12 protein-coding genes and 1 rRNA gene are annotated in these 12,758 nt (G+C 38.2%); all 13 read right to left on the reverse strand.

Going from position 1 to position 12,758, the window contains the following annotated elements; all coding sequences use genetic code 11:
* Window positions 1-182 (reverse strand): 16S ribosomal RNA (locus BMY13_RS17835); the annotation flags it as partial.
* 444 nt (window positions 183-626) lie between these two features.
* Window positions 627-2,111 (reverse strand): lysine--tRNA ligase, encoded by a 1,485-nt coding sequence (lysS, locus tag BMY13_RS17840; protein ID WP_092490922.1) that lies wholly within the window; start codon window positions 2,109-2,111, stop codon window positions 627-629.
* A gap of 338 nt (window positions 2,112-2,449) precedes the next feature.
* On the reverse strand, window positions 2,450-2,674 hold the full coding sequence (locus BMY13_RS17845; protein WP_092490924.1) for a helix-turn-helix domain-containing protein: 225 nt from the start codon (window positions 2,672-2,674) through the stop codon (window positions 2,450-2,452).
* Entirely contained in the window at window positions 2,644-3,156 is a 513-nt protein-coding gene (gene folK, locus BMY13_RS17850; protein ID WP_092506294.1) for a 2-amino-4-hydroxy-6-hydroxymethyldihydropteridine diphosphokinase, read from the reverse strand. The genes BMY13_RS17845 and folK overlap by 31 nt, the downstream gene beginning before the upstream one ends.
* Entirely contained in the window at window positions 3,153-3,518 is a 366-nt protein-coding gene (folB, locus tag BMY13_RS17855) for a dihydroneopterin aldolase (RefSeq protein ID WP_092490926.1), read from the reverse strand. Before folB ends, folK begins: the two co-directional genes overlap by 4 nt.
* A complete protein-coding gene (gene folP / locus BMY13_RS17860; protein WP_245736154.1) occupies window positions 3,511-4,344 on the reverse strand; it encodes a dihydropteroate synthase in 834 nt (277 codons plus the stop codon). The genes folB and folP overlap by 8 nt, the downstream gene beginning before the upstream one ends.
* Before the next feature lie 265 nt (window positions 4,345-4,609).
* Complete coding sequence (gene cysK / locus BMY13_RS17865; RefSeq protein ID WP_092506296.1) at window positions 4,610-5,542, reverse strand: cysteine synthase A; 933 nt, start codon at window positions 5,540-5,542, stop codon at window positions 4,610-4,612.
* Window positions 5,543-5,659: 117 nt separating this feature from the next.
* Window positions 5,660-6,559, reverse strand: a complete 900-nt coding sequence (locus BMY13_RS17870) for a peptidylprolyl isomerase (RefSeq protein WP_092490928.1) — start codon at window positions 6,557-6,559, stop codon at window positions 5,660-5,662.
* A 16-nt stretch (window positions 6,560-6,575) separates the two neighbouring features.
* The gene (gene hslO / locus BMY13_RS17875; protein ID WP_092490929.1) at window positions 6,576-7,457 is read right to left on the reverse strand and encodes an Hsp33 family molecular chaperone HslO; all 882 of its coding nucleotides are present in this window, start codon (window positions 7,455-7,457) and stop codon (window positions 6,576-6,578) included.
* Between the two features lie 18 nt (window positions 7,458-7,475).
* Window positions 7,476-8,258, reverse strand: a complete 783-nt coding sequence (locus tag BMY13_RS17880) for a type III pantothenate kinase (protein ID WP_092492183.1) — start codon at window positions 8,256-8,258, stop codon at window positions 7,476-7,478.
* A 297-nt stretch (window positions 8,259-8,555) separates the two neighbouring features.
* Window positions 8,556-10,613, reverse strand: a complete 2,058-nt coding sequence (ftsH, locus tag BMY13_RS17885) for an ATP-dependent zinc metalloprotease FtsH (protein WP_092490930.1) — start codon at window positions 10,611-10,613, stop codon at window positions 8,556-8,558.
* Between the two features lie 190 nt (window positions 10,614-10,803).
* A complete protein-coding gene (gene hpt, locus BMY13_RS17890; protein ID WP_092490931.1) occupies window positions 10,804-11,352 on the reverse strand; it encodes a hypoxanthine phosphoribosyltransferase in 549 nt (182 codons plus the stop codon).
* Between the two features lie 10 nt (window positions 11,353-11,362).
* On the reverse strand, window positions 11,363-12,757 hold the full coding sequence (gene tilS, locus BMY13_RS17895; protein ID WP_092506298.1) for a tRNA lysidine(34) synthetase TilS: 1,395 nt from the start codon (window positions 12,755-12,757) through the stop codon (window positions 11,363-11,365).
* Between the last annotated feature and the right edge of the window lies 1 nt (window position 12,758).

Raw genomic sequence — 12,758 nt, forward strand, 5'->3', positions numbered from 1 at the left:
TAGCCCCGGTTTCCCGGGGTTATCCCAGTCTTACAGGTAGGTTGCCCACGTGTTACTCACCCGTCCGCCGCTCGTTCCACAAACTTCACCCCGAAGGGATCCGTCTGCTTCCCGCGCTCGACTTGCATGTATTAGGCACGCCGCCAGCGTTCGTCCTGAGCCAAGATCAAACTCTCCATAAAAGTTAGTTTGAATATGATTGACACCAATCAATCATCTATTGTCTTAGCTTTAAAAATTGAAATCAGGGTTTAAAAGTTTAACTTTTAACCTGTTTTCTTGACATACTGGTTGTTTTGTTCAGTTTTCAAGGAGCAAATTTCATTTCCGCCTCTCAAAATGGCGACTTAATTAATATACCATCTTCCAATAGAAAAGTCAATAATTTTTTAATCTTGTTTTTAAGAAAAATGCAAGAAGAACTCGCTAAAAAGTGATAAGTTTTTGTTGCAGTTATTTAAGCAACGTTTAATAATTTACCATGATTATTACCCTAAATCAATAGGAAATACATAAAAATTATTGGGGATTTTATCCAATCCCGTCACAACAGTGATTTAAAATTAAAAAAGAAGAACAACTCGCACAGAAATTACAGTTATGCCAAGTTGTTCAACTGAATAAGCTTATTGTTTATTACGCATTTGCGGGAATAGAAGTACATCCCGAATTGATTGTGAGTTGGTTAATAGCATAACAAGGCGATCAATGCCAATACCTAGCCCGCCTGTTGGTGGCATACCATATTCCAACGCTTCCAGAAAGTCTTCATCCATTAAGTGTGCTTCATCATTTCCTTCGTCTCTTTCTTTAACTTGTGATTCAAATCTTTCCCGTTGATCAATAGGGTCGTTCAATTCACTAAAGGCATTTGCGTGCTCACGACCGACAATGAATAATTCAAAGCGATCAGTAAACCGTTCGTCTTCCTCATTTCTTTTAGCAAGCGGGGAAATTTCAACCGGGTGTCCATAAATAAATGTCGGCTGGATTAACTCCTCTTCTACTTTTTGTTCAAAGAATTCATTAAGGATATGGCCGAATGTCATGGTATCCTTAATTTGAATACCGTGTTCTTTAGCTAATACCCTTGCGTCTTCATCACTCATGTTTTTCCAGAAGTCCGCCCCTGTATATTCTTTTACAGCATCAACCATATGAAGTCTTTTCCATTCAGGTTCAAGACTTACTTCATAGTCCCCATACATTAAAGTTGTGTCACCTAATACTTCTTTTGTAATATGTGCAATTAAATTCTCTGTTAAGGACATGACATCATGAAAATCTGCATATGCTTCATAAAGTTCCATCATCGTAAATTCAGGGTTGTGCCGTGTAGAAACTCCTTCGTTACGAAATACTCGACCAACTTCATATACTTTTTCTAATCCGCCAACAATTAATCGTTTTAGATGTAACTCAATGGCAATACGCATGTATAATGGGATATCCAGTGCATTATGGTGCGTCTCAAATGGACGAGCAGAAGCGCCACCTGGGATACCATGCATCATTGGAGTCTCCACTTCAAGAAATCCTTGTCCATCTAAGTAATGGCGCATCGATTGGATGATCTTACTGCGCAACACAAACGTTTCTCTGCTATCAGGATTTGTTATTAAGTCAAGATAACGTTGACGATAACGTTGTTCAATATCCTTTAGCCCATGATACTTTTCTGGGAGCGGGCGTAAGGATTTCGTTAGTAAGGTGAACTCTGAAGCTTTTACTGAAATCTCACCTACTTTTGTTTTAAACATAACACCGGTAACTCCAACAATATCTCCCATATCGGTTGAATTAAACACTTCATATGCCTCTTCACCAATCATATCTTTGCGAACGTAAATTTGGATTTGTCCACTTAAATCCTGAAGGTGTGCGAAACCAGCTTTTCCTTTTCCGCGTTTTGTCATCACACGCCCGGCAATTGTAACTTTATCTGTCTTTTCTTCTAGCTCTTCTTTAGAAAATTGGTCGTACTTCGAAATTAAATCTTCTGCTGAATCTGTTCGTTCAAATTTCCCACCAAAAGGGTCAACACCTTGTTCCTTATAGGACTGTAATTTTTCACGACGAACTTTCATATGATCATTTAATTCTTCTGACACAACTATCACTCCAATATTTTTTATCGACTGAATACCGACCTCAATATCCCACATTATATACAAGTATATAGAAAAACAAAATTTCTTTCATCTATAGAAACCTTAGTATTCTTTAAAGGGATTCTCATGAAAGCGTATTTTACTTTATTAACCACCAACAAAAAACGCCAGCAAGCAACTGGCAGTTCTTTCGTAGATGCTTTTAAGCTTCCAATATTAAAAGCTTTGCTCGCTCCGAAATCCTTAACTATCAGACGGAAGGCATAATTTGAAAAAACTGCCATGGGAGCTTAGACAACTCTATTCGGTATCGTTATATCACCAATTTGAAATATGAATTATTCCTCCTTGGTGGTTTCATCCGCTTTAGTCAATTCTTTTTTAGTTACAGATAATGTATCAGCTATGTGATCCAATAATTTCTCCGAAGCCTCTTGCTTACCTCGCTCAATGCTACCTAGTGTAATAATAGGGAGATCTAATTTATAAGCTAACTCCACTTGTGTATATCCTTTTAATTTGCGAAATGCTTTTATTCTTCTGCCAAGCCTTTGTTTGTCCATCGCGTTACATCCTTTATGTCGCTTTCCGAGAGTGCTTTTATATAATCCGACACTGTCTTACCACCTTTGTACAACAACAATCCAGGTGCTATCTCATGTAACGGAATAAGCACGAATGCGCGTTCATGCATTCTAGGGTGCGGAATTGTTAAAACGTCTGTTTTTCTATTTTCTTGATTATAGACTAAAATGTCAAGGTCAATTGTTCGGGGTCCGAAGCGTATTAGCTTTTTTCTCCCTAATTGCCTTTCAATGGTTTGACAAAGTTCCAGCAGATCGAAAGCTGATAAAAATGTCTCCAATTCAATCACCATATTCAAAAAATCAGCTTGGTCAGCATAACCAACTGGTGCCGTTTCATATATAGATGATTGTTGATTAATATGAATTTTATTGTCTTTTCGCAGTATTTCTAGCGCTGATGTTAGATATTCTTCCCTAGGTTCAATATTTGTCCCCAAGGCAATGTATGCAGTCTTCATTCCGCTCGCTCCCGAGTGATTTCTACTGCTACTGATTGATAATGACCTGGTATAGGAGGGTCAGGCTTAGTAACTTTCACTGTGCAAGCTTTAAGTAAATTAAATTCATGAAATAAATCCTTGGCAATATCTTCAGCAACAGCTTCAATCAGATTTTTAGGCTTCCCTTCCATTATTCCTTTTACAAGTTCATATACATCTCCATAATTGATTGAGTCATTCATATCATCAGATTTACTTGATTTTTTCAGGTTAAGCATTAGTTGCACATCAACATAAAATCTTTGACCAAGTTTATTTTCTTCCGGAAAAAGGCCGTGATAGCCATAGAAAGCCATTTGATTAATTAAAATTTTATCCAAGGGTTTCCGTCCCCCCTTTTCCGAGCATTGCATCCATCATCTTAGCAAGTTCAACATGCAGTTTTACATTGTGAACTCGGATAATCTGGGTACCTTTGGTGATGCCAAGGCACGTTGTTGCTCCTGTACCATTATCACGTTCTTCTGGTGGTACATCTAAAATTTCACCAATAAATGTTTTACGTGATGTTCCCAATAATATCGGATATCCTAGAACAGCAAATTTCTCCAGATTGTTCATAACGACCAAATTATCTGCTGCAGTTTTAGCAAATCCGACTCCCGGATCAAGAATAATATTTTCATTTGTGACGCCAGCTTTTAAAGCAATATCGATGCTCTCTTGTAAGTCCTGCTTCATATCATCAATAAGTGACGTATAATCCTTGTTTATTCTATTGTGCATCAAAATAATTGGGACATTGTATTCTGCTGCAACTCCAGCTATTTCAGGCTCTCTTTTAGCTCCCCAAACATCGTTTATAATATCTGCACCTGCCTTAACTGCTTGTCTTGCTGTTTCTGCCTTATATGTGTCAATTGAAATCGGAATACTTACCACTTCTTTTACCTTACGAATAACCGGCAAGACACGTTCAAGTTCTTCATCGGCTGATACCGGTTGATGGTTTGGGCGTGTGGATTCCCCACCTATATCTATAATATCTGCACCTTGCTTCTCCATTGCAACAGCTTGTTCGACTGCCCGGTCTATAGATGTATAACTTCCACCATCTGAAAAAGAATCAGGAGTTACATTCAGTATCCCCATAACATGTGTGCGATTAGCTAAATCATATGTTATTAAGTTCGTTTTTAAATTCAAAGCACAACCTTCTTTCACATCTGATTATTTCGGTTACTATCGTATCATAGCAGAACAAAAGCGCAAGTGTCTGTTCGATTAGGTGCAGGGCATTAAATTCCCTTAATAAAATGTTAAGAATGTTTAAAACTTGGCTTTTCGCCGACCCTTGATGTCGACAGCCTTAGTCGCACTTATGCAGTAAGAAAGTATTTATACTGCTAAATAGAAAAAAGGACTAGCACCTATTTACGGATGCTAACCCTTTCTTCTAAATCACGAAAAATTATTCATCTTCTGTATCGTATTGGTACAATGGTGTTGATAGATAACGTTCACCATTATCAGGAATTACCGCAAGTACTTTTTTGCCTTTACCTAGTTGTTTAGCAACCCTTTTTGCCGCTGCAACTGCTGCACCAGCTGAAATGCCACCTAAAATACCCTCACGTTTTGCGACTTCTCGTGATGTAGCAAAAGCCTCATCATTTGAGATTCGTATAACTTCATCGTATATTTCAGTATTTAGGATCTTAGGTACAAAGCCGGCTCCAAGACCTTGGATTTTATGCGGACCCGGAGATCCACCAGATAGAATAGCGGAATCATCTGGTTCAACTGCATAAACTTTTACGTCATTAAAGTTTTCCTTTAATACTTTACCAGCACCAGTAATTGTCCCACCTGTACCAATACCAGACACAAATGCATCGAGACCCTCACTCATCTGGCTTACAATTTCTTTACCAGTTGTTCGTTCGTGGACCTCTGTATTTGCTTCATTGTTAAATTGTTGAGGCATGAAATAGCCATTTGCGTCTTTTAATTCTTCAGCTTTTTTAATAGCACCTTTCATACCATCGGCCCCAGGTGTTAAAACTAGCTCCGCCCCATAAGCTCTTAATAAGTTACGACGCTCTTTACTCATTGTATCGGGCATTACAAGTACAGATTTATATCCTTTTGCAGCAGCCACCATTGCTAAACCAATTCCTGTATTTCCGCTCGTTGGCTCAATGATTGTGTCGCCTTCTTTTAAAACGCCTTCTTTTTCTGCTGCTTCAACCATTGATAAAGCAATACGGTCTTTTACAGAACTTCCTGGATTCATAAATTCCAATTTTAAATACACATCTGCACTATTATCATCTACGGTACGATTCAATTTTACTATCGGGGTTTCCCCAATCAAGCCAGTTATATTGTCAGCCACTCTCATTACAATTCCTCCTAATTCCTAGTGTTTTTGTAGGATTTAATTATAATGTACGTTTAAATCAAAAAAATGTCAACTGAAACGTAAGGAAATCGGTAAAATACCTACATCTAATTTAGCTTATTCTTCATATACCCAATCAATGTCTAATTTATCCCAAAGCGGATCGGCAGTCAGCGTTTGATTAGATTCTCCTAAAGCAAGCTCGCGTTTAATATATGGTTTTATTTCATCGTATTCAAATGTTATAGATGGCAGTTTTTGATGAAGATAAATAATAGCTACACCTGTATCACTCTGAAAAGGATCACTATATGTCTGCTCATCCATTGAAGAGGCTGCTTCCAAGTAGCCCCCAGGTAAGAACTTGCTTTCATTCACGAATAGTCCTAAATATCCTCCGCTAGCTTTAGTTTCTTCATCCGTTGAATATTCTTGGGCCAGTAGATCAAATGATGCACCGTTATCAAGTTCCTTTTTAACCTTTTCAGCCGTTTCAAAATTCGGCACTATAATATGAGAAATTTGCAGTGAAGCTTGAAAATTATATTGATCACCGTACTCGTCAAAGTGTGCTTTAATCTCTTCTTCTGGTATTGAAGAATCAGCTGTTAAAAGTGCACCTAATTGATAACGATATAAGATATCCTCACGCCACTCGTCTTCTTTCTGTTTCATTTCCTCAGCAGACATGGGACTTTGCATAGATGTAAGCAGTGCTATTTCCCTGGCAATAACTTTATCATTTATTTTAATATTTTTTTCATCAGCTAGCTGTTTTACAACCGCTTGATTAATCATTCCCTTTAGTTGTTCTTCCCCATAATTTCCTCGCAAGGATTTCATCCATTGTTCGTATGGAATTTCCTCACCATTAACAGTAGCAACAGGTTTTTTTTGGTCTATTTTTGTATCATTATTGTCGAGGATCACATTCTCATCATTATTCCAAATAAGCAAAGTAGCAACATTTGTGATGAGCAATACCACTATTACTGCCAGTAGAAATTTTTTCTTCATCGGTAACTCCTTTCAACTATATCTTTGTTGATTGTTTAAGTGTTTCTAATTCCTGCTCTGAAAATTGATAAACTTCATTACAGAAATGACATGTCGCTTCTGCACCTTGATCTTCATCAATCATATTTTGGATTTCTTCACTTCCTAATCCAATAATAGCCCGTTGCACGCGATCCTTTGAACATTTACATTGAAACGAGATTGGAAGTTGCTCATGAACCTTGACTTCTTGATCATCAAAAAGACGCTCCAAAATTTGCTCTGGAGAATTTCCTTCCCTAATCAACTTCGAGATATCTGGGAATGTCTGAATTTTTTCCTCAAGCCGAGTAATCATTTCTTCATCAGCTCCTGGCATAACCTGAATGATGAAACCACCTGAAGCTAATATTGTATGGTCTGGATTTACTAATACACCTGCCCCTACAGCAGAAGGAACTTGTTCAGAGTTTGCGAAATAATAAGTGAAGTCTTCACTAATCTCACCAGAAATAATAGGAACTTGCCCGGTAAAATTATCTTTCAACCCTAAATCTTTTACAACACTTATGTTCCCTTGTATTCCAACAGCGCGCGCAACATCCAGTTTACCTTGTTCATTTAAATCAAAGTCAACATGGGGATTTGTGACATATCCACGGACATCTCCATTCGCATTACCATCAGCAACCATGACCCCAAGCGGTCCATCTCCCTCGACTTTTACCGTAATTGAATCATCACCTTTCAGCATTGCACTCATCATTGCAGTAACAGTAATAGTACGCCCTAACGCCGCAGATGCAGTAGCCCATGTATCCTGTCGTCTGCGCGCTTCCTCCACCGTATTGGTTGAGGTTACTGCGTACGCGCGCACCATTCCATTGTAAGTTGTCGCTTTCACTAAATAGTCCTTCATGTTGTATTCAGTCTCCTTTTAGGAATTTTCCTTTTGGATATTTCTCTTATAAATTAAATACAAGCCTTTTAATGTCAAATGCTTATCAACGTAATCGATTGTCTCAGATGCATCTGAAATCAAAGTGGCCAATCCTCCTGTAGCAATCACCTTTGGCTCTGCTTTATTCTCTTGCTTCATACGATTTACTATGCCATCAACCTGTGAAACATATCCATAAAAGACACCTGATTGCATAGCTTCAACAGTCGAGCTTCCGACCACATTATGCGGGGCCTGAATTTCAATTTTAGGGAGCTTCGACGCCTTGCTGTATAATGCCTCCATTGATATATGTATACCTGGTGCAATCAAACCACCCTGATACGCTTTATCTTCATTGATATAACAATACGTCGTTGCTGTACCGAAATCGATTATTACTAATGGTGAACCGTATTCTTGGATTGCACCTACCGCATTTACAATTCGATCTGCGCCAATTTCTTCAGGGTTTGGGTAAGCCATATCTAAAACTGTGTGTACCGATTCTTTTCCGAGCACTAATGGCTGCAGCTTAAAATACTTTTTACACATTTTTTCAAGCGCGAACATAATTGGGGGTACAACAGAAGAAATGATTACTCCATCTACATCTGTTAATGAAATACTTTCGTGTTCCAGTAAAGATTTAATAAGCATACCAAACTCATCTTCCGTCTTATAACGATCTGTCTTGATACGCCACTCGTGTATTAATTTATCGTTCTCAAAGACACCTAAAACAGTGTTTGTGTTTCCTACGTCGAGCACAAAAAGCATTTCCAACCAAACCTTCCCGCTGCAGTTATTTTCTATCTTATTAATATACCATAATTCTGTAATGCAATAAAAAGCCTACGAACTTATATTCAAAACATTGGCAGGATGTGATTGGACTAATTCAGTTACCGCCTAACCTATTCAATCTTCATCCACCTTTTTCAGTATGCTAAACAGCTTAGAAAACTTGGGCATATCGCCAAGCCTTAGTTGCACTTATGCAGTAAGAAAGATTTTATACTTGTTAACTGCAAAAAACAGCCTCTCATTTTCATGAGAGGCTGTATGATAGAGAACTTATTGTTTTTTATCATCCGAAGAAGTATTTGTATCATTATCTTCTTTTTCTTCTTCGCGTTCACTTTTTTTCTTTTCTTCTGCTTTTTGTTTAGCTTCTTCAAAAGTCTCTGGTGTTACATCGTCATCGTTTTTAGATTGGATATTTACTTTCATATCGCTATCTTCTTCTGGGGACTTTGTTTCATCTGCTTCTTTAACTTCAACTGTCTTAGCTTCATTGTCATCCTCTTCAGGTTCAGGAAGTACACCATCTTCAAATAGTCCTTTGATTTGTTTTGCATCCAGGGTTTCTACATCAAGAAGTGTTTTAGCAACTAGCTCAAGCTTATCTTTATTTTCAGTTAGAATTGTTTTTGCACGGTCATAGCAATAATTGATAAAGTTTTGCATTTCCTGGTCGATTTCATGTGCGATCGCATCACTATAATTCTGATCGTTTTGAATATCACGGCCAAGGAATACTTCACCACCGCCACTTGTAAATTGAAGTGGACCAATTTTATCACTCATACCATATTCAGTAATCATTTTACGAGCAATAGCTGTTGCACGCTGGAAGTCATTTGACGCACCAGTACTTACCTCACCAAAGATAATTTCTTCTGATACACGACCACCTAAGAGGCCGGTAATCTTATCAAATAACTCCGGCTTCGTCATAAAGTAACGATCCTCTTTTGGCAGCATAACTGCGTATCCGCCAGCTTGCCCACGTGGTACTATCGTAACCTTGTGTACCAAGTCTGCATCGTCTAATACCATTCCGATTATTGTGTGTCCACTCTCATGGTAAGCAACAATATTTCGCTCTTTAGGTGAAATAACTCTGCTCTTCTTAGCTGGACCGGCAATAACACGGTCGATAGCTTCATCAACAGCCAACATGTCAATTTTAGTTTGGTCATGACGAGCTGCAACTAATGCAGCTTCGTTTAATAGATTTTCCAAATCAGCACCAGAAAATCCTGGTGTGCGCATTGCAATTGTTTTAAGATCCACCGTACTATCCAATGGTTTATCTTTAGCGTGTACTTCTAACACTTCTTCACGGCCTTTAACATCTGGGCGGTCTACCGTTATTTGACGGTCAAATCGTCCCGGACGTAACAATGCCGGGTCAAGAATGTCTGGGCGGTTTGTTGCAGCAATCATGATAATTCCTTCATTTGCTCCAAAACCATCCATTTCAACTAATAACTGGTTCAAGGTTTGTTCACGTTCATCGTGTCCACCACCAAGACCAGCACCACGCTGACGTCCAACTGCATCAATCTCATCGATAAATATAATACATGGTGCATTTTTCTTCGCATTTTCAAACAAGTCACGTACACGTGAAGCACCTACACCTACAAACATCTCAACGAAATCAGAACCACTGATTGAGAAGAATGGTGTCCCCGCTTCACCCGCAACTGCACGTGCAAGTAATGTTTTACCTGTACCTGGAGGTCCTACCAGTAGTACACCTTTAGGAATACGTGCACCGACAGCTGTAAATTTACGCGGATCCTTCAGAAAGTCAACAACTTCAACAAGTTCTTGCTTTTCTTCATCTGCACCGGCTACGTCTTTAAAGCGGACTTTTTTCTTATCTTCAGTATACATTTTCGCTTTACTCTTACCAAAGTTCATGACGCGTCCACCGCCGCCACCTTGAGCCTGGCTTAGAATAAAGAAGAAAAATAACCCTAATATTAGAAATGGAATCATCGTCGTTAGAAAAGTTACCCATCCGCTTGGCTGTTCCTCTTCTTTCACATTAAGTACACTTTGCTCAGTGGCTTGTTGTGTAATATTCGAGACAATTTCCGTATTATCAGGAATTTGAGCGACAAACTGTTCTCCTCCACCCAATTCACCAGTAATGCGTATTATTCCATTTGATGGCTGCATCGTCATTTCTTCGATGTCACCACTATTTAATACATTTGTAAATTCTTGCACATCATATTCTGTTGCTTCATCATTTTGTCCATTAAATACCCCTATAACGCCTATAACGACTAAGAATATGAGTAAATAAAAGATCACATTACGAAATATCCGATTCATTACTTACCTCCTCCCAAGCGGGAAAAACTACAAACAATATTACCATAGGAAAAAGTGCTAATACAACTAATTCCACTTACGTTTTAATATTAATTTAAGCCTGCTTCTTCCATATTCCATACCGTGTAGCATATACGGAATTTATTACATTTTTGTGAAGAATATATCCCTATTGTGCCTGGCATTATTTTTATGATTCTTCTCCTCCATATATTTTCGGTTTTAACACCCCAATATACGGTAAGTTGCGATATTTCTCTTCATAATCCAATCCATAGCCTACTACAAATTCATTTGGTACTTCAAATCCAATAATATCTGCTTTAATATGTGCGGTTCTACCAGAAGGCTTATCAAGTAAAGTGACAATTTTAATTGATTTAGCTTTACGATATTTAAATAAATCGACTAAATAACTTAGTGTAAGGCCACTATCGATAATATCTTCTATAATTAATAAATCCCGACCTTCTACCTTCGTATTTAAATCTTTTTCAATTTTCACCTCACCGGATGAACGCATTTTGCCACCATAGCTTGATACATCCATAAAGTCCATTTCCAGGTGTGTTTCTGTACGGCGCAGAATATCTGACATAAATGGCATAGCACCTTTTAAAACGCCGATGGCTAACGGAAACTTACCGTCATATTCTTCAGTAAGCTGTTTACCAAGTTCTGCGCATTTTACCGAGATTTCTTCTTCTGTAATCAATACTTTTTCAATATCGTTATGCATGTTGCCCCTCCTACACATTACCTGTATCGTAATTTAATTGAATATATGTGCCTTCTTTTGCTTGTATTGGTGGTTGTCCTTTTTTTAAGCCAATCAGCCATAATATTTCTCCATCATCATCAGTTAACACTGGCCATGTATCTCGTTTACCAAGCGGGATTTTAGCATCAATAAAAATATCTTTAACCTTTTTACTTCCTTCTAACCCTCTCCAGCTCATTCGATCACCATTTTGACGTGTCCTTATATGTAAGGGCAATGCGACACTAGCTTTATTACATATGTATTCAGTGTCGCTATTCGAATCGGGGCAACCCGTATAATTGGCAGTTACCGTTATACCATTTGGTAACTTTACTTCACCTGGAATATCTACAATTTTATGATAAGAAACAGGATGGGATTGGTCATTTGAGAAGCAAAATACCGCTTTTTGATATATTTTCCTGAGCTTTAAACTGTCGGGAAAATCAATCTGGACATTACCACTATCACTTTCCAACAACGCAAAAAATTGTTCCTCGTGCACATATGATAAATTTTTAGGCAATTCTTTATATAGATAGTTTAATATTAGATGAAAGGCTCGCCTTTGTAAAGAACGCGGGCTTGTTTTAAATGAGTCAATAGTAAAGGATGCCTCTTTATCCGAATCCGTAAACACAACAAGATCATTGACCAATTTGGCTGCTTCACCTGCCAGAAATTGTTCATCCTCTTGAAGTGACTGACTTAGGTACTGTGTTGTTGTATGTATATTACTGTTTTTCTCTTTTAGTATTGGGAGCAATTCTTTTCTGAAATAATTCCTAGTATAGGCTGTTTGTTCGTTAGATGGATCTCTACGTGGGTCAATCCTGTTTTTGCTACAGTAGTCTTCAATTTCATCTTTCGTAACACACAAGAAAGGGCGAATAATCTCACCTGTCACAAATGACCGGTTTAACGGAATACCTGCCAATGACTTTGTAGTGGCTGACCGTACTAATCCCATCAGCATCGTTTCAACTTGATCATCACCGTGGTGCCCCAGTGCTAAGTAATCAGCATTAAACTCACTCATTTGTTTCGCAAAGAATTCATATCGTACCTCCCGAGCGGCAACCTGAGTTCCAACCTGTTTCTCCAGTTTATACAACGGAACATTCAAAGAAGCCCCAATAAATTGTACGCCCCATTTTTCACAAATATGTTTAACAAAATCAAGGTCATCTCTCGATTCGTCGCCTCTTAGCTGATGATCAACAGACAATACAATAAGTTTCAAATTCCATTTTTCCTGGATTGACTGAAAATAGTGTAGAAGTGCCATCGAGTCAGGGCCACCGGAAACACCAAGCAGGACGGTCGAATTATTTTTAAGCAATTGATTTTTTTTTATAAATGCATTAACTTTACTAATCATT

Source organism: Virgibacillus subterraneus (genome assembly GCF_900110695.1).
In the GTDB taxonomy this organism is placed as follows: Bacteria; Bacillota; Bacilli; order Bacillales; family Amphibacillaceae; genus Lentibacillus; species Lentibacillus subterraneus.

Bases quoted from the DNA above. Each gene is read 5' to 3' on its own strand.
- BMY13_RS17845 (WP_092490924.1), bottom strand. From the start codon at position 2,674: ATGGACAAACAAAGGCTTGGCAGAAGAATAAAAGCATTTCGCAAATTA.
- folK (WP_092506294.1), bottom strand. From the start codon at position 3,156: ATGAAGACTGCATACATTGCCTTGGGGACAAATATTGAACCTAGGGAA.
- cysK (WP_092506296.1), bottom strand. From the start codon at position 5,542: ATGAGAGTGGCTGACAATATAACTGGCTTGATTGGGGAAACCCCGATA.
- BMY13_RS17870 (WP_092490928.1), bottom strand. From the start codon at position 6,559: ATGAAGAAAAAATTTCTACTGGCAGTAATAGTGGTATTGCTCATCACA.
- hslO (WP_092490929.1), bottom strand. From the start codon at position 7,457: ATGAAGGACTATTTAGTGAAAGCGACAACTTACAATGGAATGGTGCGC.
- BMY13_RS17880 (WP_092492183.1), bottom strand. From the start codon at position 8,258: ATGCTTTTTGTGCTCGACGTAGGAAACACAAACACTGTTTTAGGTGTC.
- ftsH (WP_092490930.1), bottom strand. From the start codon at position 10,613: ATGAATCGGATATTTCGTAATGTGATCTTTTATTTACTCATATTCTTA.
- hpt (WP_092490931.1), bottom strand. From the start codon at position 11,352: ATGCATAACGATATTGAAAAAGTATTGATTACAGAAGAAGAAATCTCG.
- tilS (WP_092506298.1), bottom strand. From the start codon at position 12,757: ATGATTAGTAAAGTTAATGCATTTATAAAAAAAAATCAATTGCTTAAA.